20 protein-coding genes are annotated in these 21488 nt (G+C 64.2%); 11 read left to right on the top strand and 9 right to left on the bottom strand.

Annotation, left to right across the window (positions count from 1 at the left end):
* Nucleotides 1–251 precede the first annotated feature (251 nt).
* Together MOV75_RS06225 and MOV75_RS06220 are read left to right on the top strand one after the other, a co-directional pair.
* Nucleotides 252–1826, top strand: a complete 1575-nt coding sequence (locus MOV75_RS06225) for an alkaline phosphatase (RefSeq protein ID WP_246921011.1) — start codon at nucleotides 252–254, stop codon at nucleotides 1824–1826.
* A 307-nt stretch (nucleotides 1827–2133) separates the two neighbouring features.
* Nucleotides 2134–2952 (top strand): aldo/keto reductase, encoded by an 819-nt coding sequence (locus MOV75_RS06220; protein WP_246921013.1) that lies wholly within the window; start codon nucleotides 2134–2136, stop codon nucleotides 2950–2952.
* Between the two features lie 180 nt (nucleotides 2953–3132).
* On the opposite strand, the gene MOV75_RS06215 is transcribed toward MOV75_RS06220, so the two are convergent.
* Complete coding sequence (locus MOV75_RS06215) at nucleotides 3133–3366, bottom strand: hypothetical protein (RefSeq protein ID WP_246921016.1); 234 nt, start codon at nucleotides 3364–3366, stop codon at nucleotides 3133–3135.
* Nucleotides 3367–3461: 95 nt separating this feature from the next.
* Nucleotides 3462–3914 (bottom strand): hypothetical protein, encoded by a 453-nt coding sequence (locus MOV75_RS06210; protein ID WP_246921018.1) that lies wholly within the window; start codon nucleotides 3912–3914, stop codon nucleotides 3462–3464.
* A gap of 158 nt (nucleotides 3915–4072) precedes the next feature.
* Between MOV75_RS06210 and MOV75_RS06205 the strand changes: the two genes are divergently transcribed.
* On the top strand, nucleotides 4073–4345 hold the full coding sequence (locus MOV75_RS06205) for a helix-turn-helix domain-containing protein (protein ID WP_246921020.1): 273 nt from the start codon (nucleotides 4073–4075) through the stop codon (nucleotides 4343–4345).
* A gap of 3 nt (nucleotides 4346–4348) precedes the next feature.
* Here the strand turns inward: MOV75_RS06205 and MOV75_RS06200 are convergent, their stop codons facing one another.
* Nucleotides 4349–5581 (bottom strand): PLP-dependent aminotransferase family protein, encoded by a 1233-nt coding sequence (locus MOV75_RS06200; RefSeq protein WP_246921022.1) that lies wholly within the window; start codon nucleotides 5579–5581, stop codon nucleotides 4349–4351.
* Between the two features lie 88 nt (nucleotides 5582–5669).
* Nucleotides 5670–6197 (bottom strand): DUF3124 domain-containing protein, encoded by a 528-nt coding sequence (locus MOV75_RS06195; RefSeq protein ID WP_246921057.1) that lies wholly within the window; start codon nucleotides 6195–6197, stop codon nucleotides 5670–5672.
* Nucleotides 6198–6264: 67 nt separating this feature from the next.
* On the opposite strand from MOV75_RS06195, the gene MOV75_RS06190 reads away from it, so the two are divergent.
* The 4 genes from MOV75_RS06190 (at nucleotide 6265) to MOV75_RS06175 (ending at nucleotide 11727) form a co-directional block, all read left to right on the top strand.
* Nucleotides 6265–7995: a cation:proton antiporter gene (locus tag MOV75_RS06190; RefSeq protein WP_246921024.1), complete on the top strand. Its 1731-nt coding sequence runs from the start codon at nucleotides 6265–6267 to the stop codon at nucleotides 7993–7995.
* Between the two features lie 160 nt (nucleotides 7996–8155).
* The gene (gene ribB / locus MOV75_RS06185) at nucleotides 8156–9232 is read left to right on the top strand and encodes a 3,4-dihydroxy-2-butanone-4-phosphate synthase (protein ID WP_246921028.1); all 1077 of its coding nucleotides are present in this window, start codon (nucleotides 8156–8158) and stop codon (nucleotides 9230–9232) included.
* A 207-nt stretch (nucleotides 9233–9439) separates the two neighbouring features.
* Nucleotides 9440–10654, top strand: coding sequence for an acyl-CoA dehydrogenase (locus MOV75_RS06180; protein ID WP_246921031.1), 1215 nt, complete (start codon nucleotides 9440–9442; stop codon nucleotides 10652–10654).
* Nucleotides 10655–10809: 155 nt separating this feature from the next.
* The gene (locus MOV75_RS06175; protein WP_246921034.1) at nucleotides 10810–11727 is read left to right on the top strand and encodes an MBL fold metallo-hydrolase; all 918 of its coding nucleotides are present in this window, start codon (nucleotides 10810–10812) and stop codon (nucleotides 11725–11727) included.
* A 71-nt stretch (nucleotides 11728–11798) separates the two neighbouring features.
* Here MOV75_RS06175 and MOV75_RS06170 read toward each other — a convergent pair whose 3' ends face one another.
* Nucleotides 11799–12653, bottom strand: a complete 855-nt coding sequence (locus MOV75_RS06170) for a DUF1499 domain-containing protein (protein WP_246921036.1) — start codon at nucleotides 12651–12653, stop codon at nucleotides 11799–11801.
* Between the two features lie 207 nt (nucleotides 12654–12860).
* A complete protein-coding gene (locus MOV75_RS06165; protein ID WP_246921038.1) occupies nucleotides 12861–14489 on the bottom strand; it encodes a fatty-acid--CoA ligase in 1629 nt (542 codons plus the stop codon).
* A 65-nt stretch (nucleotides 14490–14554) separates the two neighbouring features.
* Here MOV75_RS06165 and MOV75_RS06160 point away from each other — a divergent pair, with 65 nt between their 5' ends.
* The gene (locus tag MOV75_RS06160) at nucleotides 14555–15640 is read left to right on the top strand and encodes an extensin family protein (protein ID WP_246921040.1); all 1086 of its coding nucleotides are present in this window, start codon (nucleotides 14555–14557) and stop codon (nucleotides 15638–15640) included.
* Nucleotides 15641–15677: 37 nt separating this feature from the next.
* On the opposite strand, the gene MOV75_RS06155 is transcribed toward MOV75_RS06160, so the two are convergent.
* Entirely contained in the window at nucleotides 15678–16364 is a 687-nt protein-coding gene (locus tag MOV75_RS06155; protein WP_246921042.1) for a L,D-transpeptidase, read from the bottom strand.
* Nucleotides 16365–16700: 336 nt separating this feature from the next.
* On the opposite strand from MOV75_RS06155, the gene MOV75_RS06150 reads away from it, so the two are divergent.
* On the top strand, nucleotides 16701–17678 hold the full coding sequence (locus MOV75_RS06150; protein ID WP_246921044.1) for a magnesium transporter CorA family protein: 978 nt from the start codon (nucleotides 16701–16703) through the stop codon (nucleotides 17676–17678).
* Between the two features lie 1494 nt (nucleotides 17679–19172).
* Here MOV75_RS06150 and MOV75_RS06145 read toward each other — a convergent pair.
* Nucleotides 19173–19925 (bottom strand): SDR family NAD(P)-dependent oxidoreductase, encoded by a 753-nt coding sequence (locus MOV75_RS06145; RefSeq protein WP_246921048.1) that lies wholly within the window; start codon nucleotides 19923–19925, stop codon nucleotides 19173–19175.
* Between the two features lie 26 nt (nucleotides 19926–19951).
* Complete coding sequence (gene pdxH / locus MOV75_RS06140; protein WP_246921050.1) at nucleotides 19952–20593, bottom strand: pyridoxamine 5'-phosphate oxidase; 642 nt, start codon at nucleotides 20591–20593, stop codon at nucleotides 19952–19954.
* 113 nt (nucleotides 20594–20706) lie between these two features.
* Between pdxH and MOV75_RS06135 the strand changes: the two genes are divergently transcribed.
* Nucleotides 20707–21114 (top strand): RT0821/Lpp0805 family surface protein, encoded by a 408-nt coding sequence (locus MOV75_RS06135; protein ID WP_246921053.1) that lies wholly within the window; start codon nucleotides 20707–20709, stop codon nucleotides 21112–21114.
* A 109-nt stretch (nucleotides 21115–21223) separates the two neighbouring features.
* Nucleotides 21224–21488, top strand: a 265-nt coding sequence (locus MOV75_RS06130) for a DnaJ domain-containing protein (RefSeq protein WP_247005227.1), incomplete at its 3' end; no start/stop codon positions are given.

The following is a 21488-nucleotide window of genomic DNA, read 5'->3' as shown; positions in this document are numbered from 1 at the left end:
CGCCCAGCCGCGCGGGGCGGCGCGCGCGAAGCTTGCGCATCGTCACGGCAACCCGCTGGATGCGCAGGCGATGGATACCCGCATCCAGACCTGGCCGTGCCGCTCCGGCGGCATCTGCAACTGGAAGCATTAGACGAGGCTGGAGCCGTCATCCACGCGTCGCAAAACCGTAGGCGCGGAGTCAAGAAACCGTAAGCCGGGAGTCAAGGAGCGCAGGCACCTTCCGTCGCGATTCGACGAAGGTTTCCTGAATGGCAACGCTCCGCGCTTCGCGCGCATGGACCCGGCGGCAATTCCTGGTCCGTTCGACCTCAAGCCTGGCGATTGCCTCGCTCGGCACGCTCGGGACACCGTACCTCAGCCGCGCCGCCGACCGTCCACAGATCGCCGGCGGGATTCAGTCCGGCGATGTCTCGGATGGCTCTGCCGTGATCTGGGCGCGCGCGGACCGGGCCGCACGGATGCACGTGGAGTGCTCGACTGTCGAGAGCTTCAGGAGCCTCATAGCGTCGGCCTCGTGCGATGCGTTGCCGGACGCGGACTTCACCGCAAAGCTGCAGCTCGACGACCTGCCGCCCGGGCAGGACGTCTTCTATCGCGTCCGCTTCGACGACATCGCGACCGGCCTTCGCGGCGAAAGCAGTGTCGGGCATTTCCGCACCGCGCCGGCAGCTGGTCGGTCGATCTCGTTCGTGTGGTCCGGCGACGTCGCGGGGCAGGGCTGGGGCATCGACATTTCGCGCGGCGGCTATCGCAGCTATCGCACCATGTTCGATAACCGTCCGGACTTCTTCATCCATTCCGGCGATCACATCTACGCCGACTGCACGATTCCTTCCGAGCAGAAGCTGCCCAACGGCGAGACCTGGCGCAACCTCGTGACCGAAGAGAAGTCCGAAGTCGCGCACACGCTGGCGCAGTTCCGCGGCAACTACAAATACAACCATCTCGACGAACATTTTCGCGCCTTCCATGCGGAGGTGCCGATGTTCGCGCAGTGGGACGACCACGAGGTCACCAACGACTGGTCGCCGACCGGAAGCTACGATACTGCCGGTTACGAAGACGACGGCACCCCGCGCCTGGTCGCGCGCGCCCGCCGCGCCTTCTTCGACTTCATGCCGATCCGCGATATCGGCACGCAGCAGGGCCGGGTCTACCGCCGCATCGGCTACGGTCCGCTGCTCGACGTCTTCATGATCGACATGCGCAGCTACCGCGATGACAGCTGGAACAGGGGCGGCGATCACCGCGGCTGGATCCTCGGCGCCGAGCAGCTCGCCTGGCTGAAGCGGGAGCTCGCGGCCTCGCGGGCAACGTGGAAGATCATCGCCGCTGATTTACCGATCGGCCTCATCAGTCTCGATGCTGTTGCGCTCGGCAATGGGGCGCCCGACCGGCGCGAGCACGAGATCGCCGACCTTCTCAGCTCCATCAAGCGCGCCGGAATCCGCAACATCGTCTGGCTCACCGCGGACATGCATTACACCGCCGCGCACTATTACGATCCCGGCAAGGCGCAATTTAGGGATTTCGAGCCGTTCTGGGAGTTCGTCTCCGGCCCGCTGCACGCCGGCAGCTGGGGCCCGGGCGAGCTCGATGACACCTTTGGTCCGGTCGCGATGTACCAGAACGGTTGTAGTGCTGCGCAGGGCGAGAATTTGGCGCCCTGTTTCGGATTGCAGTTCTTTGGTCGCGTCGACATCGATGGCCGCAGCGGCGTCATGACCGTCACCTTGAAGGACGTGGACAATCGCAGCCTCTGGTCGGTCGACATCGCGCCGCAGCCACAGGTACGTCCCGCTGTGGTCGCGCAGCATTCGTGAGGGGCGGGCGGCTCGTTTAACCTCTCCCGCTTGCGGGAGAGGTCGGCGCCGCCGGGTGAGGGCTTTCTCCTCTTGGGGATTGTCCCGTTGCGGATGCACCCTCTCCCCAGCCCTCTCCCGCAAGCGGGAGAGGGAGCCCACTTCGTCCGTGGCGACGACCTGATCCTACCTAACCCGATCTTGATTGGCCGCCTCCGGTCGCCATCGCTATACTCACCGCCCCGCCACCTCTTTCCCATCACCGAAGAGTCTGTCCCCGCGGCCTCGCGGCGCGTCCGGCGGGATGCAATACGTCAGGAGTTAGGTCATGGACAATCTGAAGACACAGGGCATCAGCATGCCCAAGCTCGGCCTCGGCACCTTTCGCCTGCAGGGCGATGCCTGCCGCGCCGCGGTCGAGAGCGCGCTGTCGATCGGCTATCGCCACATCGACACCGCCGAGATGTATGCCAACGAGGAGCCGATCGGATCAGCCATCGCCGCGTCTCGTCTGCCGCGCGGCGAGTTGCACGTCACCACAAAGGTCTGGCACGAGAACCTCACCCCCGATGCGATGCGGCGTGCCTTCGATGCCAGCCTGAAGAAGCTCCGGCTCGACCATGTCGATCTCTACCTCGTGCACTGGCCGTCGAAGGCAGCGGACTGGGGTGCGGTGTTCGAGACCTTGATGAAGCTCAAGGAGGAGGGGCGCACGCGGGCCATCGGCGTCGCCAATTTCACCACGGCGCTGCTCAAGATGGCGGTGGAGGACATCAGGGCGCCGATCGCCTGCAACCAGATCGAATATCACGCGATGCTCGATCAATCTAAGGTGCTGGCCTATCTCGCGGCAAAGTCGATCCCGCTCGTCGCCTATTGCCCGCTCGCGCAAGGACGCGCCGCCTCGGATCCGGTGCTGGCCGAGATCGGTGCCAGGCACAACGTGACCGCCGCGCAAGTGGCGCTGAAATGGCTGCTCGACCAGGACGGCGTCGCCGCCATCCCGAAGGCCTCGCGCCGCGAGAGCCAGCAGGCCAATCTCGATGCGCTGAAGATCACGCTCGACGATGCCGACAGCAACAAGATCGCCGCGCTGCCCAAGGACAAGCGCTGCGTCAATCCCGGCTTCGCGCCGGCGTGGGACTAGCTTCGTCCATATCCTGCTAACGAAACAATCGTAGGGTGGGCAAAGGCGCACTTTTGCGCCGTGCCCACCACCTCTCCTGAATCACTGTCGAAGCGGTGGGCACGGTTCGCTTTGCCCACCCTACAAGGCTGCGCAAAGGAAATGGCCCCGTGAGGGGCCATGTCCATTTTGCGTTGCGCATTAGTCCCAGTGATGGCGGTGGCTACGCTTGATCACGACCACGCGGTCACCGCGATGGTGACGATGCCAGCCGCGGTCATGATTGTGCATGCGATATTCGGCGCGGGCGCCATACGGGGCGTGATGATGGTGATAGCCGCCTCGCTTGATCACCACAGTCTCCGCACTTGCCAGCGTCGGCGCCGCGATCACCAGCGCACCCAGAGCCGCAACCACATAACCAAGCTTCTTCATGATGTCCTCCTCCAATCGAATGCACAATTAAACCGCGCATGCATGCGAACGTTCCGGCGGAACGAGAAGAGAATTCTGAACAGCTGTTCAGGTGGTTAATCGCAGCGTTGCTGCACCGGTGTCGGCGCGCCTGTCGCAACGTATGCGCCGTCCCTGATCGTGTACTCGCCGCGCTCGCTGCGATTGTAGATCGCACGCAGGCTGCCGTCCTTTGCCAGCAGCAAGCCGAACTCACGGGCCTGGTGCAGCGAGGGGAAGTACACCATTACATTGAGCAGGCCCTCGGCGTTGACTGTGGCCGACACCACCTCGTTCTCGTCCTTGGCCTCGCCGAAATTGCGCCGGTACATCACCCGGCCGTCCTTCCGGATCTCGTAGGCCAGCAGCGCACCCTTGTCGCGGTCGGGCCGGGCCGCGCAGTCGACCGCCCATGAGCCGAGTAGGCCCCATTGCTTCACCGTCGCCGCCAGCGTCTCGGCACCCGCCGTTGGGGTGATCGCCGCCCACAGCAGAGCAGCCGCGATCCAGCGGCTCAAACAACGCGTCATGTCCTGGAGAACCCCGCCTCGAAGAATTCCACAGTTTAGCATCCCGCCCGCTTTCGTCCATGGCAGCCGCCGATCGCTCGCGAATTTGATCCGCGTCAATGAGGCCGGTCTTTTCGAGGGTAGGATGGCGCTTCCCGAAGGCGAACCTGGATAGAGCAATGCTGAATCAAGTCATGGATTTTGCGGGCGAAGTGCTGCCGGGGAGTTGTGCCGTGCCGCCGTATTCCGAGACCGCGTTTCTCACTGAGCTGGGCGATCGCCTGCGGTCCTCGCGCACGCGTTGCGACCTGTCGCGCCGCGAGCTGGCCCGCCGTTCCGGGATTTCCGAGCGCTATATCGCCCAGATCGAGGCCGGCAAGGGCAATGTCTCGATCGTCCTCTTGCTGCGGTTGGCCTCCGCGATCCACGGCAGCCAGCCACGGGCGGCCTGAGTATCAGGCCCGCTTCTCCACATTGGCACTCCGGGCCGGCACGCCGAATTCCTTGCGGCAGACCTCGGCCAGCACTGCGACACCCTCGCGGATCTGCTGATGCGTGGGGCTCGCAAAGCACAGCCGGAGCCGCGAACTGGAATGGCCTTTGTTGGTCGACCATTCCGGCCCCGGATTGATCGAGACGCCGGCGGCGAGCGCGGCCTGATAGAGTTTCAGCGTATCGACCTGATCGGGCAGCTTCACCCAGAGGAAGATGCCGCCCTTGGGCTCCTCGAACTCCGCCGCGGTCCCGAACTGCTCGTTCAGGGCTTCCATCAGCGTGTCGAGCTTGGTGCGCAGCGCCTTGGTCAGGGCCGGCACATGGCTTGCGAAATGCGGCTTGCAATACGCGGCGAGCACCATCTGCTCCAGCGCGCCGGAGCCCGCATCCGTCTTCAGCGCCAGCATCCGCGACATCACATCCCAGGGCGCCACGATGAAGCCGACCCGCAGCGCCGGTGCGATTGATTTGGAGAACGACCCGATATGGATCACGCCGCTGTTCGGGCTCATCGCGTAGATCGCCGGCGGCCGCTGCCCTGACCAGACGAGGTCGGCATAGCAATCGTCCTCGAAGATGGGCACGCCATACTCGGTCGCGAGCCGAACCAGTTCGGCGCGGCGGCTCTCCGGCATGATGCTGCCGGTCGGGTTTTGCACCGTCGGAATGGTGTAGATGTATTTCGGACGGATGCCGCGGCTCTTCAGGTCGGCCAGCGTCGCGGCCAACACGTCCATGCGCATGCCGTCCGCATCGAGCGGAATGCCGACCACGTTGACGCCAAGCCGCGCCAGACGGGTCAGTGAGCCCTGATAGCTGTCCTGCTCGAAAATCACGGTGTCGCCGCGCGTCAGCAGCGTCGCGTTGACGAGGTCGAGTGCCTGCAGCGAGCCGGAGACGATCATGAGATCATCGACCGTGCAGTTGATGCCGGCATCGCGCTTCAGCTTCGTCACCAGGAATTCGCGCAGGGGCAAATAGCCCTGCGGACCGTGCGCCAGCCCGTAGGTCGCCAGCGACCGGCCTTCCTTTTGCAGGGCGGAATTGGTCGCCTCGATCAGGCCGTCGAGCGGCACCTGCTCGGAATCGTTATTGCCGCCGACAAAGCTGTATTTGGCAAGGCCCGTCCAGCGCGCAGAAGGGGCCGGCAGCCCTGCGGGAAACAGGGGCGCGAAATCGAAGCTGGACGTCATGGGGCGTTCCTCGTTTCTGTTCTTGTTGAGCCAGCCGGCGTTGCGTCGGCCTGCCTTATTTCTTGCCGGCCGTCCGGGTCGAACGGCCTTACTTCTTGGTAGCCGTCCGGGTCGGACGGCCCTGGCTGATGAAAGCGTAATGCGCATTGGCGACGCCGCCAACCATCAGGGCCTCGACCACGGGCTCGGCGATCTCGCCGGTGGCGGCCCAGTCGACCAGGAAATTGGCCCCGGTCCCGCCGCGCACGTCGTCGGTCGGAATGAAGATCGAGATCGTGGCCAGCGGCTTCAGGGCCACCTGACCCTTCAGGTAGGTGTCGACCTGCTTGCCTGCGGTGTCGAAATAGGCGATGCGTTTGATCACCAGCGGCTGGGTCTCGGAGGCGTTGTGAACACTCAAGGTCACCGAGAAGTCGACGCGCAGCTTGCCCTGGCTCATCGCGACGCTCGAATAGGCGGGCACGTAGAACCCGCCGGAGACGCCGAGTTCTTCCTTCGGCATTGCGGTGAGGGAATCGGCAAAGTTCTGTTCGATATTGACCATGGATTGTGCGGCGGCGGGCAGGGCTAAGGCGAAGGGGCATAGCAGCATTGCTGCGAACAGCCCTTTTCGCATGTGACGAATTGCTCGCTTGCCGCGCCGCAACCCGTCTCTAGGGTGCGGCAAAACGGACCAATTTGGCATGCACGAGCTCATTCGCGACATCACTCTCTGTATTCTGTTTGCCTGGATGCTGGGCCTGCTCGCCCATTTCTCCCGGCAGCCACTGATCCTGGCCTATCTTATCGCCGGCTTTTGCATAGGTCCATTCGGCGCGGGCTGGGTCCACTCGCAGGAATCGATTAGCGTCATCTCCGAGCTCGGACTGATCTTCATGCTGTTCATGATCGGTCTGGAGATCGACCTGAAGAAGATCGTGCGGGCGGGAAAGGTGATCCTGTTCGCGGCGGGCGGCCAGCTGCTCGGCGGCTGCCTGCTCGGGGTCCTGTTCTTCGTCGGCATCGGCCTGTCGCTCGGCGGGGGGCACTTCGATGCGGTCTATCTCTGCGTCGCGTGCGCGCTGTCGAGTACCGTGATCATCGTCAAGGTGCTTTACGAGAAGCGCGAGCTCGACACGCTGCCGGGGCGTATCACGCTCGGCGTGCTGGTGCTTCAGGACATCTTCGCCATCCTGTTCCTGGCGGTGCAGCCAAGCCTTGCCAATCTGCAAGCCAGCGTCATCCTGCTCTCGATCGGCCGCGTCGCGGTGCTGGTCACCGCCGCGCTGCTGGTCAGCCGCTACGTGCTGCCGCGGCTGTTCCATCAGATCGCCCGGCGGCCCGAGCTGATCCTGCTCGGGGCGCTGGCCTGGTGTTTCCTCGTCGCCGAGACCGCCGAGCGGCTGTCGCTGTCGCGCGAGATGGGCGCCCTGATCGCCGGCGTCTCGCTCTCGACCTTTCCCTACGCGCTCGACGTCACCGCCAAGGTCACCACGCTCCGCGACTTCTTCATTACCCTGTTCTTCGTCGCGCTCGGCATGACCATTCCCATCCCCGGCCTCTCCGTGATCGGGCTGGCGCTGATGATCGCGGCCTTCACGGTCGTGAGCCGCCTCGTCACCACCTTCACACCGCTCTATCTGATGAAGCAGGGCCTGCGCGCCAGCCTGTTGCCGGCGCTGAACCTCGCGCAGATTTCCGAGTTCTCATTGGTGGTGATCCAGACCGGCGTCGCCGATCACCATATCGCGGCGCAGACGGCGAACGCGGCCTCCTTCGCCTTCGTGGTGCTCGCCGTGCTCTCGACCTTCGCGATGAGCCGCAGCGACGAGATCACCCGCTGGGCGATCGGCCCCTTGAAGCGGATCGGCCTGCGCGACCTCGACCATGGCAATGGCCATGCCGAGGAGGGGCAGGAGGGCGGCCATGGCGAGGCCCGCCGGATCGTCATCCTCGGCTTTTTCCGTGCGGCGAGCGCGCTGCTGGCCGAGATCGAGCGGCAGACGCCGGTGCTGCTCGAGCAGATCACCGTGGTCGACTTCAACCCCAATGTGTACCAGACCCTGATTTCGCGCGGCTTGCACGTGATCTACGGCGACATCAGCAATGTCGACACCCTGCTCCATGCCGGCATCGCCAAGTCCGAGATGATCATCCTCAGCGTGCCGGATTCGCTGCTGAAAGGCGCCACCAACGAGAAGCTGGTCCGCCACGTCCGCGCGCTCAATCCAACCGCCCTGATCGTAGCCACGGCCGATCTCTTGGCCGACGTCGGCGCGCTCTACGAGGCCGGCGCCAGCTACGTCACCGTGACCCGGCTCAGCGATGCCCACGAGCTGTTCACGGTGATCGAAGCCGCCCAGGCCGGCCTTCTGGCCGACAAGCGCGCCGAGCTCGATCAGCGGCTCGGCGAACGGCGCGAAGTGCTGCCTTGAGGGCGCCCGGCCGCCTTCCTCTCCGGCTGTCTGCGCCTATATCCCTGGCATCTTCGGTGCAAGCCTGCCGTTGCCCGGAATATGCGGTTGCGTCCAGGACACTAGCGCCCCGGCCCAAGTCCGGCTAAGCCTCCGGGCCATAACCGATAGAGATTGGGACATGCCCGATAGCGTTCAGGAAGTCTTGCAGGCCTTTGCCCGTGGTGAGCTCGTGGTCGTCACCGACGACGAGGACCGCGAGGGCGAGGGCGATCTGATCGTCGCCGCCTCGCTCTGCACCGCCGAGAAGATGGCGTTCATCATCCGCCACACCTCCGGCATTGTCTGCGCCCCCGTGACCACCGAGGATGCGCGCCGGCTGCGCCTCGATCCGATGGTGGCTCACAACGATTCCGCGCACACCACCGCGTTCACGGTGTCGATCGACTACAAGCCCGATGGCGGCACCGGCATTTCCGCCGAGGAGCGCGCCTCGTGCTGCCGCGCGCTGTCCAATCCCAATGTCGGCGCCAACGATTTTGCCCGGCCCGGCCACATCTTCCCGCTGATCGCCAAGGATGGCGGCGTGCTGCTGCGCTCCGGCCATACCGAGGCCGCCGTCGATCTCTGCAAGCTCTCCGGGCTGCCGCCGGTCGGCGTCATCAGCGAATTGATGAACGACGACGGCAGCGTGATGAAGGGCGAGCAGGTCTCCCGCTTCGCTGCCCAGCACAAGCTCAAGCATGTGACCATCGCGGACATGATCGCCTACCGCCAGGCGCGCGAGAAGCTGATCGAGCGGGTGGCGACCTTCGTCACCGAAAGCCCGATCGGACCCTTGCAAGGCTATGCCTACCGTTCGCCGTTCGATTCCATTGCCCACGTCGCTTTCGTCTATAATGGTGTCGGCGACGGCAAGAACGTGCTGACCCGCTTTCACAAGCCGAACATCGTCAAGGACATCTTCACTGGGCACAAGCGCATGGCGGCTGTGCTCGAGCATTTCAAGAAATCCGGCCGTGGGGTGCTGGTTTACTTGCGCGACGGCGCGGCCGGCGTCCCCGTGGCGGCGCTGCCGGACGAGTCGGCGACGGAGGCCGACCGCAACCGCCAGTGGCGCGAAGTCGGCGTCGGCGCGCAGATATTGCGCGACCTCGGCGTCACCTCGATCCGGCATCTCACCTCGTCGGTCCACGACTACAAAGGCTTGTCGGGCTTCGGAATCGAGATCGTCGCCAACGAGCAGCTTGAAAGCTGACACGCGGTCTCATTCCGGGACGGCGCTGAAAGTGCCGGACCCGGAAGGTGAAGAGGCGAGGAGATTCCGGGTTCGAGGCTCCGGGCCGCACTTCCGCGGTCCCGTTGCGTGCCCCGGAATGACCGAACCAGGATGCAATTGCACTTGTTGTCGCGGCGCTTTACTTTGTCGGGCAAATTTTGACGGAACCAGACGAAAGGACGTTTCATGAGCGTGCGCCCTCAGGCCAAGGACAAGCCGGCTGCGACTTCTTTCCAGTGGGACGATCCGTTCCTGCTCGACGAGCAGCTGACCGAAGACGAGCGTATGGTGCGCGACACCGCCCGCGCCTACGCCCAGGACAAGCTGCTGCCGCGCGTCGCTAAGGCGTATCTCGAGGAGAAGACCGACCGCGAGATATTCAACGAGATGGGTGAGCTCGGCCTGATCGGCATCACGCTGCCGGAAGAATATGGCTGCGCCAATGCGAGCTACGTCGCCTATGGCCTCGTCGCGCGCGAGATCGAGCGGGTCGATTCCGGCTATCGCTCGATGAACTCGGTGCAGTCCTCGCTGGTGATGTACCCGATCTACGCCTATGGCGACGAGAACCAGCGCAAGAAGTACCTGCCGAAGCTCGCCAGCGGCGAGTGGGTCGGCTGCTTCGGCCTGACCGAGCCCGATGCCGGCTCCGACCCGGCCGGCATGAAGACCCGCGCCGAGAAGGTCTCGGACGGCTATCGCCTCACCGGCAGCAAGATGTGGATCTCGAACGCGCCGATCGCCGACGTGTTCGTGGTCTGGGCCAAGTCGGCCGCGCATGACAACCAGATCCGCGGCTTCGTGCTGGAGAAGGGCATGAAGGGCCTGTCGGCGCCGAAGATCGGCGGCAAGCTCTCACTTCGTGCCTCCATCACCGGCGAGATCGTGATGGACGGCGTCGTGGTTCCCGAAGACGCGCTGCTGCCCAACGTCTCGGGCCTGAAGGGGCCGTTCGGCTGCCTCAACCGCGCTCGCTACGGCATCTCCTGGGGCGCGCTTGGCGCGGCCGAGGACTGCATGCATCGCGCGCGCCAGTACACGCTCGACCGCAAGCAGTTCGGCAAGCCGCTGGCCGCGACCCAGCTGGTGCAGAAGAAGCTCGCGGACATGGAGACCGAGATCGCACTCGGCCTGCAGGGCTCGCTTCGCGTCGGCCGCTTGATGGACGAGGGCAAGTTCGCGCCCGAGATGATCTCGATCATGAAGCGCAACAATTGCGGCAAGGCCCTCGACATTGCCCGTGTCGCCCGCGACATGCACGGCGGCAACGGCATCTCGATCGAGTACCATGTGATGCGCCACGTCCATAACCTCGAGACCGTCAACACCTACGAGGGCACCCACGACGTCCACGCCCTGATCCTGGGCCGCGCCATCACGGGCATTCAGGCGTTTTTCTGAGGAAGCGCGTCGGCGTGGAATTGCGTCATGGCCGGGCAAAAGCGCGAAGCTCGTCTTCGCGCTAGATGTCCCGGCCATCCACGTCTTGGGCGCGAAGAACGTGGATGCCCGGCACAAGGCCGGGCATGACGAAGTCAGCTAGGTATGAGCAAGCCATGTCCGACAATGACGATGTCCCGTTCAACCGCAACTTTCCGTTGAAAGCCGGCATCGTCGAGGAAGCCCGACCCGGCGTGCGCCGCGTGCTCTGTAACAATCCGAGCCCGTTCACCTTCACCGGCACGGTCAGCTACATCGTCGGCAACGGCAACGTCGCGATCATCGATCCCGGTCCGGACGATGCGGCGCATGCGGCTGCGCTGCTCGATGCCGTGCGCGGCGAGACGGTGAGCCATATCTTCGTCACCCACACCCATCGCGACCATTCGCCGAACACCGCGCGGATCAAGCAGGCGACAGGGGCGCGGGTCTATGCCGAAGGCCCGCACCGGGCCTCGCGCCCACGTTTCGAGAGCGAGAAGCACAATCCGGAATCCGGCGCCGACCGCGATTTTGCACCGGACGTCAGCCTCGCACATGGTGACGTCGTCGAAGGCGATGGCTGGCGGCTCGAGGCCGTGGCGACGCCGGGGCACACCGCCAATCATCTGGCATTCGCCTGGCCGGAGCGAAAGTTCAACTTCGTCGGCGATCACGTGATGGGCTGGTCCACCTCGATCGTGGCGCCGCCCGACGGCTCGATGATCGACTACATGGACTCGCTCGATCGGCTCGCCGCGCGCGAGGAAGACCTCTATTTCTCCGGCCACGGTCCCGAGATTCCGGACGGCCAACGCTTCGTGCGCTTCCTGATCCGTCACCGCAAGGCGCGTGAGGCCTCGATCCTGCACCGCCTCGCCAAGGGCGAGACCGACATCCCGACCATGGTCCGCGCGATCTATATCGGCATCGACCCCAGGCTCACGACGGCGGCCGGTTATTCGGTGCTGGCGCACCTGGAAGACCTGGTCGCCCGCGGCGTGGTCGCGACCGAGGGCGATCCGGTGATCGGCGGGACGTACAGGATGGCTTAGGGGCGAATGGCGAATAGGGAGTAGCGTATAGCAAAGGTGGCTTCCATTCGCTATTCGCCACTCGCCATTCGCTACTTCTTCACCGTCTTCGCCGGCGCCTTCGGCGGCGCGACGGGCGTCTTCTTCACCGGCTTGAGCGCGTCGGCGTCGGCCGCGGTGTTGAGATCGTCGATGAATTTCTTGACGCGCGCGGCGTTGCTGCCGAGATCGCTGTCGAAATTGCGCGAGGCCGAGCGGATATCGACGCGGGAATCATCGCCATCCGCCACGAACCTTATCGAAATGTCCTCGCGAAAACCCATGATTGGCGTGCGCGCCACCGCCTCGATGCGGCCGATGCGGCGCGGTGGCTGCGGTGCGCGCTCGTCGATGACGATCCATTTGCGCTTGTTGACGAGCTGCAGCGCGATTGCATAGGCGCGGTCGACGGAGATCTCGAGCTCGACCGGCTCGATATCAGGGTAATAGTGGCGCTGCTGCTCCGCCGAATAGAGGCCGGCATAGACCGCGGTGTTGGTGCCCTCGCCAGTGCGCAGGCGCGCCAGCGCCTCGAAACGCGGCGGATCGATCGGGTCGGTGGTGATGTCGTGGATCGCGGGCAGCTTGCGATATTGCAGGCCGAGATAGGCGGGGTAGGCGAGGATCGCCCCGTCGATCAACAAGGCGAGCAGGATGCGCGCCATGCCGCGCGAGCCGTTCTGCCAGATCGCGGCGAAGCCGGCGAGCCCGAACAGGATCGAGAGGCCGGCGATCGCGAGGCCGCCGAGGAAGGTCGCAAGCGCCGGCTTCGGCTCCAGGAAATCGAAACGGACGATGATGACCGACACCACCACCGCCACCACCGCGAACACGGCCAGATTGCGCGCCCAGCTCGCGAGGCTGGACACGGGCTCCGACTGATAGGGAGCGGAAAACCTGCGGGCCATCGAGTGAGCTCTGCCGGAGTTTTGGAGCGATGCCGGCCGATTTGGCGCGACGATGGGTCGTTGAGACCACGGCGCGGGAGCAAATTCAAGGGAGACGGGCCGTTACTGCCCGCCATTCCGGGGCGATGCGAAGCATCGAACCCGGAATCTCGAGCTTCCGGGTCTGGTCCTTCGGACCATCCCGGAATGACGGTGTGTGCTTAGGCTTTACGCCGCCGCGTTCGGGAAGCGGTAATCCTTGAACTGGTCGCGCAGCGCCGTCTTCAGGATCTTGCCTGTGGCGGTATGCGGAATACCCTCGACGAAGGCGACGTCGTCGGGCATCCACCATTTGGCGATCTTGCCGTCCATATATTTCAGGATGTCCTCGCGCGTGGCCTGCTGGCCCTGCTTGAGCTGCACGATCAGGAGCGGCCGCTCGTCCCATTTGGGGTGGAAGACGCCGATCACGGCAGCTTCCGCCACCGCCGGATGGCCAACCGCGAGATTTTCGAGGTCGATCGAGGAGATCCACTCGCCGCCGGACTTGATCACGTCCTTGGAGCGGTCGGTGATCCGCATGTAGCCGTCCTCGTCGATGGTGGAGACGTCGCCGGTGTCGAAGAAGCCCTCTTCGTCGAGGATGTCAGTATCCACCCGGTAATAGGCCCTGGCGACGGCGGGGCCGGCCACCTTGAGGCGGCCGAAGGTCTTGCCGTCCCAGGGTAGCTCCTTGCCGGCATCGTCGGTGATCTTCATCTCGACCGCGAAGGGCGCATAGCCCTGCATCTGCAGCACGTCGAGCCGCGCATCGCCGGTTGCGTCGGCAAACGGCGGCTTCAGCGCAGCAACCGTGCCGATCGGGCTCATCTCGGTCATGCCCCAGGCGTGGCGGACATTCGAGCCCATGTCGAGAAAGGCCTTGATCATCGAGCGCGGCATCGCCGAGCCGCCGCAGATCACCATCTTGAGGTTCGGCAGCTTCAGATTATTGGCGGCCATGTGCTGGAGCAGCATCAGCCACACCGTCGGCACGCCGGCAGTGTGCGTCACCTTTTCGGTCGCGAGCAGCTCATACACCGAGGCGCCGTCGAGCTTGGCGCCGGGCATGACCAGCTTGGTGCCCTGCGAAGGGGCGGAGAAGGCGATGCCCCAGCTGTTGGCATGGAACAGCGGAACCACCGGCAGCATTGTCTCGGACGCACTCGTGCCGAGGGCGTCGACATTGTTGGCCATCAGCGCGTGCAGCACGTTGGAGCGATGCGAATACAGCACACCTTTCGGGTCGCCCGTCGTGCCCGACGTGTAGCACATCGCGGCTGCCGTGTTCTCGTCAAAGTCCTTCCATTTGAATTCGCCGTCGGCCTCGGCAATCCAGTCCTCGTAGGCGACCACATTCTTCAGCGTCGTCTGCGGCATGTGCGCCTTGTCGGTCAGCACGACGTAGCGCTCCACGCTTGTCAGCTTGTCGGCGATCTTCTCCAGGACCGGTACGAAGGTGATGTCGGTCATCACGATGCGGTCCTGCGCATGGTTGATGATCCAGGCGATCTGCTCGGGGAAAAGGCGGGGATTGACGGTATGGCAGATGGCGCCGATCCCCATGATGCCGTACCACACCTCGAGATGGCGCCAGGTGTTCCAGGCAATCGTTGCGACACGGTCGCCGAGCTTGATGCCGTCGCGCTCCAGCATCTGCGAGACCTTGAGCGCGCGCTTGTGGATCTCGGCGTAATTGGTGCGGTGAATCGGTCCCTCGACCGAGCGTGTGACCACCTCCTGCTTGCCATGAATCCTGGCGGCGTGTTCGATGATCCGGTGGCAGAGCAGGGGCCAATCTTGCATCAAACCAAGCATTTAGACGTTCCTCCGAGAATTCGCTGGGCGCGTTGTCGCTCTCAGCGTTGGGCCAAAGAATTGCCATGAGTTTTAGCCTGCCGGACTTTCGCCGCAAATGGTCTTGTCGCGGCTATATGTCCGCTGGCGCGGCAATGGTTACCGCTGCGCTCGGGCTATCGCTCGTGCTCGCCGAGAGGGCAGAGGCGCGAAAACGTGCTTCCCCGCTGGATATCTTCGGTATCGCCGCACCACGGCCGCGCGGAGCGGTTCATTCCGGCAAGATCCCGCTGCCGAGACCGCGCCCCGAGGAGGCGCCCAAAGCATCGGACGAGGCTCCGCCCGAAGCTGACGCCAAGCCTTCTCCGGACAAGCCTGGCGCCGACAAGTCTGCCGAGGTTGCGCAGCCACCCCAGAAGCCGCTCTCGGCCTGCCGTCTCGCGCTGACCGAGGAGATCGCGATCGCGCCCTCAATTCCGGATATCCGCGGCCCCGGCGCCTGTGGCGGCGAGGATCTGGTGCGGCTGGAAGCCGTCGTGCTGCCGGACAAGCGTAAGGTGACGGTCAAGCCGGCGGCGATTCTCCGCTGCACCATGGCGTCCGCGATCGCCGATTGGCTGCGCAAGGACATGGTGCCGCTGGCCACCAGCCTCGGCTCGACCATTGGCGAACTCGATAATTTCGATTCGTTCGAGTGCCGCGGCCGCAACCGCGTCGTCGGCGCGATGCTGTCGGAGCACGGCAAGGCCAATGCAATCGACGTCCGCGCCATCAAGCTGGCCAACGGGCAATCGATCGGCCTTACCGACCGCACCATGTCGCGCGAGGTGCGTGAGCGCGTGCTGCACTCGGTCTGCGCGCGGTTTTCCACCGTGCTCGGCCCGGGTTCGGACTGGTACCACGAGGACCATATCCATCTCGACTTGGCGCAGCGCCGCAACGACTACCGGATCTGCCAGTGGAACGTCTGGGATCCGCTGCCACAGGTCGCTCCGCTGCTGCCGGCGGAACGCCCCGAGGAGGCGCCGTCGCGCGAGGTCGCGGCCAAACCCGAGGCAAAGGGCGGAACTGACGACGAGGCGGCGGAGAAGGCTCCAGCAACTGCGGAAAAGCCGGCGGCCGATGGCGGCAAGTCCCAGCCGCACAAGCCGGCAACAAAAAAGCGCCGGTGAAACCGGCGCTTTTGGATCTCGGGGATCTTGGAGGCGATCAGTAGCTGCCAGCCTGGCCGGTTTGGCTGCCGCCGAGCGCAAGCCGCGAATTGTAGGGCGAGTCGCCATGCTTCGGCTCCAGCACCACGACGAGGGTGCCGACCTTGACGCGATCATAGAGATCGATCGCGTCCTCGTTGGTCAGGCGGATGCAGCCCGACGAGATCGAGGCGCCGATATATTCCGGCTGGTTGGTGCCGTGGATGCGGAACAACGTGTCTTTGCCGCCGGAATAGAGGTAAATCGCGCGAGAACCCATCGGATTGTCCGGGCCGGGTGCCACATAGGTCGGCACGCCCAGGCGCGAAATTTCGCCGGGGGTGGGGTGCCAGGCCGGCCACTCGGTCTTGCTGCCGACCTTGGCGATGCCGGACCAGGCCATGGCCTCTTCGCCGACGGTGATGCCGTAGCGGATCGCCTTGCCACCCTCCAGCACGTAATAGAGGTAATGGTTGTCGGAATCGACCACGATCGAGCCCGGCGATTCCTTGCGATGGTACTGGACGATGGCGCGGCGGAACGGCTCTGCGACCGGAGTATTCTCGTACCTGACCTTGGCGAGCAGGTCCTTGTCCTTCGGCTTGAAGGCCTTGGTGTCGGTCGCCTCGTAATGCGTGGCCTGCATGCAGCCCGACAGCATCAGGCCGGCGGCCAGGATTACCAACTTAATTTTCAGCGACGACATGATTTGGTTCCAATCAAAGCAATACCGTGCGGAAGGCCTGAGCTTACCGCCCAAGTTCCTCGACTCCGTTAATCCCATTATCGTTGAAATCTGCCACAATTCCAGCACTGAAGGCCTTATCCCGCGCTGCGAGACCCAACCTGTGGCTTTTTTGCCGCAAAATTTGCGGGTGTGTGGGAGTTTTGGGGCCGTCAGCCGCGGACTGTCGATTCCATGCCACAGTTGAGACACGACCCCGCCACAAATGCCAACGCTTCGTTAATGCGGTTGTCATCGTGAACTTGTCAGAATCGCGCTAAGGGCTGTCATTCTGACGCAGGTTCGCTGGAGTTGTGCATGTTTTCGGTGTTTGTTCCCTCCGAGTCCACCCTCAAGAAGGCCGTCGTCGAGGACCTCACGGTGCTCCCGGAGAGCGCGGTCTGGATCGATCTCGTCAATCCGAGCGCAGCAGAGGACAAGGCGGTGGAGCGGCTCGCGGGCATCGCCATCCCGACCCGGGAAGACATGCAGGAGATCGAGATCTCCAGCCGCCTCTATATGGAGAATGGCGCGCGCTACATGACCGCGACCCTGATGTGCCACTCCGATACCGACATGCCCCGGACCACGGCGGTGACCTTCATCCTCGGCGACCACCGCCTCGTGACGGTGCGCTACGATCTGCCCAAGCCTTTCGCCCTGGTCGAGGCCAAGCTCGCCCGCTCCTGCACGCCCGCGATCACGGGCGAGATGGTGCTGATGGAACTGCTGGACGCCGTGATCGACCGCTGTGCCGACATCCTGGAGCGATGCGGCGCCGAGATCGACCAGGTCAGCCACGACATCTTCGAGCCCGAGAGCGAGCGCCACGGGCAGGCCAAGCGATATTCCCAAATCCTGATCTCGATCGGCCGCAAGGGCGATCTGACCTCGAAGGTTCGCGAGAGCCTGGTGTCGATCGGCCGCGTCGTCACCTTCCTCTCGGCGGTGGTCGAGGGCATCAAATGGTCGAAGGACATGCGCGAGCAGCTCAAGACCATGCAGCGCGACGTCGCCTCATTGACCGACCACGCCTCCTATCTCTCCAGCAAGATCACCTTCGTGCTCGATGCCATGCTCGGCGTCGTCAATCTCGAGCAGAACAACATCATCAAGCTGTTCTCGGTCATGGCCGTTGTCCTGATGCCGCCGACCCTGATCGCCTCGATCTACGGCATGAACTTCAAGGTGATGCCGGAACTCGAATGGGTGCACGGCTATCCGATGGCGCTGGTGATGATGCTGATCGCCGCGATCGTCCCGTACTGGATCTTCAAGTGGAAGAAGTGGCTGTAATACTACCGAGACCTTACACCGTTCGCAGAGACATCACACTTGGTGTCGCAGAATAGATCGGGATTGAGGCCGCGCCGTGATGTGTTCGCCGTGCCCCAATTCCTCCGGTAAAATTTGAGCGGTGGGCTGAACGTTTGCGCGAAACTTGTCTGCGATAAGCAGTGCGTAGCCGCGAGGAATAACCATGGTTGAAAAACACATAACGTCGCCCCGCAACGTCATCGACCTGGCGAACTATCGTCACGTCCTGGCGAGCGGCAAGGCGTCGTCGATGTCGGCACGCATGTGCCGGCACTGTGGTGCTCCGCTGCTCGACGGTGAGAACGACGACGACTGCTCGACTGCATTCAGCACGGCCGCTCCGCGGCCGCGCGACCGGTCACGTCGGATTCGAATCGATTGAGGAACGGAAGGCGAGGGCGATCCAGGTCTTGCGGCGGCGTTGTCTGGATCGCCTTGCTTCCTTTCTTTTCAGGACAATCACTGTGACGTCCGATTGGCGGCTGTGCTAGAGAGCGATTGAACCCCAATCCGGTCAAAACAGAGCCTGTGTCGCGCTCTGTCAATCCACGCACGCGAAAATATTCCACTTTACCGAAATTCGGTTTCGGCGTATGTGTCGCTTATCCCGGCTCATCCAAGAGGGGCGACGATGTGTCGTCACTGTCGTGAGCCGGGCTTGCGGTGGACGCGGCAGCGTCGGCACGAGAGGTGCGGGCAGGGCGGGTAGTCCCTGTGAGCTCGTAACCCGCGTGCGGACGAGCGGCGCTGCTAGGCTTCGTCTCGTCTGTAAGTTTCCGGCTTTGTCGACAGGGCTGGGAAAACTGCGGCGAAATGGCGAGCCGTGCGTACGGCAAAACCGTGTGGTCCCGGCCGTCGTTGCTACGGTCAAGTCCTTCGGAGGTGCGAGCGAGCCCAACCGGGCAGACTGCATCATCAATTCGCGGGGCGAGGGAGGCCAGAAGGAAAGTTCGGCTCCCGGGAGAGCACGGCATAAGCCGTCCGACCACTGCGCAGGGAAGGTCGAGTAATCGGCCACACCTGTATGCTGCTGTGCGGTTCTCCTGCGTGTGCCTATAGCGCAGCAGACCGCGGGTGCGAGCTGAGCACCCGGCCTTCCCTGCGCCCTCTTGGATTAAGAGGGGGAGAGATGAAGCAAAGCTCGGGCGAAATCAGCCGCGAGGACAAAAAGGCGTGCCTGCAAGTGAGCTGCCTGCAACATTTCGATCTCGTAGGGTGGGCAAAGCGCAGCGTGCCCACGCCTTGTTGCTCATGGAGGGAGATCGTGGGCACGGCGCTGTGCGCCTTTGCCCACCCTACGGCACTGCCGCTGGGATGTGCACTGGAGCATCGCAATGACGACGTGGAGAGAGCGCCACACTGCGCTCTCGTGCCCCGGACGCAGCGCAGCGTTATCCCGGCGATGCGAGGCCGCGTCCGGGACACGAGAGAGACGCCTTTGCTCCATCCCGGCCGCGCAATGACGCGAATGGCCTACACGTGCTGGCCGCCGTTGATGTGGATCTCGGCGCCGTTGACGTAGGAGCTGGTGTCCGTGCACAGCACGTAGATGATCTTGGCGACCTCGTCGGGCGTGCCGAGGCGGTGCAGCGGGATCTGCTGGTCGACAATCTTGTCGGTGCCCGGCGACAGGATCGAGGTGTCGATCTCGCCCGGTGCGATCGCGTTGACGCGGACGCCGACGCGTCCGAAATCGGACGCCATCTCGCGCGTCAGCGAGGCGAGCGCGGCCTTCGACGTCGCATAGGCGGCGCCCGCGAAGGGGTGCACGCGCGAGCCCGCGATCGAGGTGACGTTCACGACCGAGCCCTTGGCCGCCTTCAATTCCTCGATCAGCCCGCGCGCCATCATGATCGGCGCGAAGAAGTTGACGTGAAACACGTGCGTCCAGGTGTCGAGATCGGTGTCGATCGAGCCGAGGCGCGAGCCGCCGGGGCCCTTCGGCGAGATCGCGGCGTTGTTGACCAGCGCATGCAGCATGCCGCCTTCGAGGCGTTCGCGGATGTCGGAGATAGCGCGTGTCGTGTCCGCGGGATTGCTGAGATCGACCTGGATGTGGTCCTCAGGGCCGGCATCCCACGGACAATCCTCCGGGAACGGATGTCGCGAGCAGGTGATGACGCGCCACCCCGCCGAGGAGAAGCGGATCACGGTGGCGTGGCCGATACCGCGGCTTGCTCCGGTCAGGAGCAGCGTGCGGCGCGGCGCATTGGACGAATGCGGCATGGACATCTTTCAGGTCGGCCCAAAGCTCAAGGATACATCCGCGTCTTGGACCACGGTTGGCCGGCCGCGTCACGGCGAAATTCGATGCGGTCGTGCAAGCGGAACGGGCGGTCGTGCCAGAACTCGATACGCGAAGGCGTGATGCGCCAGCCGCTCCAGCCCGGGGGCCGCGGCACCTCGCCGATGACGTATCTGGCCGCGACCTTGGCGATGGCCTGCTCGAAGGCGAAGCGGCTTTCCAGCTCCTGCGACTGCTTGCTCGCCCAGGCGCCGATCTGCGCCTGCTTGGGCCGGGTGGCGAAATAGGCGTCGGCCTCGGCCTCCGTCACCGGCGTCACGTTGCCGCGGATGCGGACCTGACGGCGCAGCGACTTCCAGTGAAAAAGTAACGCTGCCTTAGGGTTTGCGGCGAGTTCGCGTCCCTTTTGGCTCGCGATGTGGCTGTAGAAGACAAAACCCTCGGTATCGAAGCCTTTCATCAGCACCATGCGCACATCAGGCAGCCCGTCGGGGTCGACGGTTGCGAGCGCCATGGCGTTCGGATCGTTCGGCTCGCTCTTGATCGCCTCGTTCAGCCAGGTCTCGAACAGCGCAAAAGGCTCGTCGGCGGCGGTGAAATCACCGGATGTTAAGGGTGTCTGGTGTTTCATCGAGGTCGTGTCGGTCATGTCTGGAGTCCGAGTTGCGTCCCGCGGCCCAAAACGCGTTGTTGTCCGCTACCGCCCTATATAGGGCATGGGGACGCGTTGGCCTATCGGCGATCCGGCCGTCCGGCTTTGTCATGACGATCATGCTCGTCGCGCTCGGGACCGGGGGATGCAGCTTTTCCCGCAACGACAAGAATGCCTACGCCAAGGCCGACGACAACGACCTCACCGGCTCGATCGCGCGACCGGCGAAGGACGCCCCGCCGACCGAGACCGATCTCGCCTTCGCCCGCAACGCCGCCTCCGACGTCCTCAGCAAGGGCGACAAGGATTCCAGCCAGCATTGGGAGAATCCGGAGACCGGGGCGCGCGGCTCGGTGACGCCGATCGCGCAGTCCTATGCCGCCGAGGACGGCCGCAAATGCCGCGATTTCCTGGCGAGCTACGTCAACGGGGCGACCGAAAGCTGGCTCCAGGGCGCCGGCTGCCAAAGCACCCGTGGCCGTTGGGAGATTCATACGCTAAAGCCGTGGCGGAGCTAGGAATCGGCGCACGCCCCTAGTTGCAAAAATGCCACTCTCTCCCCACATGGTTCGCAGGTGGGGCGGGGAGCCCTTTGAACAATTCGATTTCTTGAAGGAGACGTGACGGATGCGCGACCCCTATGAGGTCTTGGGGGTGCCGCGGAGCGCCAGCGCTGCCGCGATCAAGAGCGCCTATCGCAAGCTTGCCAAGAAGCACCATCCCGACAGCAACAAGGACGACCCGAAAGCCGCCGAGCGCTTCTCCGAGATCAACTCGGCGAACGAGATCATCGGCGACGAGGACAAGCGCAAGCAGTTCGACCGCGGCGAGATCGACGCCGACGGCAAGCCGCGCTTCCAAGGTTTTCCGGGCGGCGGCGGGCCGCGCGGGC

This window comes from Bradyrhizobium sp. PRIMUS42 (assembly GCF_023006515.1).
In the GTDB taxonomy this organism is placed as follows: domain Bacteria; phylum Pseudomonadota; class Alphaproteobacteria; order Rhizobiales; family Xanthobacteraceae; genus Bradyrhizobium.
This window is presented reverse-complemented; position numbering and strand designations above follow the sequence as displayed.

What these genes read in the sequence shown, in the direction of transcription:
- MOV75_RS06225 (WP_246921011.1), top strand. Translation starts at nt 252, where the DNA reads ATGGCAACGCTCCGCGCTTCGCGCGCATGGACCCGGCGGCAATTCCTG.
- MOV75_RS06220 (WP_246921013.1), top strand. Translation starts at nt 2,134, where the DNA reads ATGGACAATCTGAAGACACAGGGCATCAGCATGCCCAAGCTCGGCCTC.
- MOV75_RS06215 (WP_246921016.1), bottom strand. Translation starts at nt 3,366, where the DNA reads ATGAAGAAGCTTGGTTATGTGGTTGCGGCTCTGGGTGCGCTGGTGATC.
- MOV75_RS06210 (WP_246921018.1), bottom strand. Translation starts at nt 3,914, where the DNA reads ATGACGCGTTGTTTGAGCCGCTGGATCGCGGCTGCTCTGCTGTGGGCG.
- MOV75_RS06205 (WP_246921020.1), top strand. Translation starts at nt 4,073, where the DNA reads ATGCTGAATCAAGTCATGGATTTTGCGGGCGAAGTGCTGCCGGGGAGT.
- MOV75_RS06200 (WP_246921022.1), bottom strand. Translation starts at nt 5,581, where the DNA reads ATGACGTCCAGCTTCGATTTCGCGCCCCTGTTTCCCGCAGGGCTGCCG.
- MOV75_RS06195 (WP_246921057.1), bottom strand. Translation starts at nt 6,197, where the DNA reads ATGCGAAAAGGGCTGTTCGCAGCAATGCTGCTATGCCCCTTCGCCTTA.
- MOV75_RS06190 (WP_246921024.1), top strand. Translation starts at nt 6,265, where the DNA reads ATGCACGAGCTCATTCGCGACATCACTCTCTGTATTCTGTTTGCCTGG.
- ribB (WP_246921028.1), top strand. Translation starts at nt 8,156, where the DNA reads ATGCCCGATAGCGTTCAGGAAGTCTTGCAGGCCTTTGCCCGTGGTGAG.
- MOV75_RS06180 (WP_246921031.1), top strand. Translation starts at nt 9,440, where the DNA reads ATGAGCGTGCGCCCTCAGGCCAAGGACAAGCCGGCTGCGACTTCTTTC.
- MOV75_RS06175 (WP_246921034.1), top strand. Translation starts at nt 10,810, where the DNA reads ATGTCCGACAATGACGATGTCCCGTTCAACCGCAACTTTCCGTTGAAA.
- MOV75_RS06170 (WP_246921036.1), bottom strand. Translation starts at nt 12,653, where the DNA reads ATGGCCCGCAGGTTTTCCGCTCCCTATCAGTCGGAGCCCGTGTCCAGC.
- MOV75_RS06165 (WP_246921038.1), bottom strand. Translation starts at nt 14,489, where the DNA reads ATGCTTGGTTTGATGCAAGATTGGCCCCTGCTCTGCCACCGGATCATC.
- MOV75_RS06160 (WP_246921040.1), top strand. Translation starts at nt 14,555, where the DNA reads ATGAGTTTTAGCCTGCCGGACTTTCGCCGCAAATGGTCTTGTCGCGGC.
- MOV75_RS06155 (WP_246921042.1), bottom strand. Translation starts at nt 16,364, where the DNA reads ATGTCGTCGCTGAAAATTAAGTTGGTAATCCTGGCCGCCGGCCTGATG.
- MOV75_RS06150 (WP_246921044.1), top strand. Translation starts at nt 16,701, where the DNA reads ATGTTTTCGGTGTTTGTTCCCTCCGAGTCCACCCTCAAGAAGGCCGTC.
- MOV75_RS06145 (WP_246921048.1), bottom strand. Translation starts at nt 19,925, where the DNA reads ATGCCGCATTCGTCCAATGCGCCGCGCCGCACGCTGCTCCTGACCGGA.
- pdxH (WP_246921050.1), bottom strand. Translation starts at nt 20,593, where the DNA reads ATGACCGACACGACCTCGATGAAACACCAGACACCCTTAACATCCGGT.
- MOV75_RS06135 (WP_246921053.1), top strand. Translation starts at nt 20,707, where the DNA reads ATGACGATCATGCTCGTCGCGCTCGGGACCGGGGGATGCAGCTTTTCC.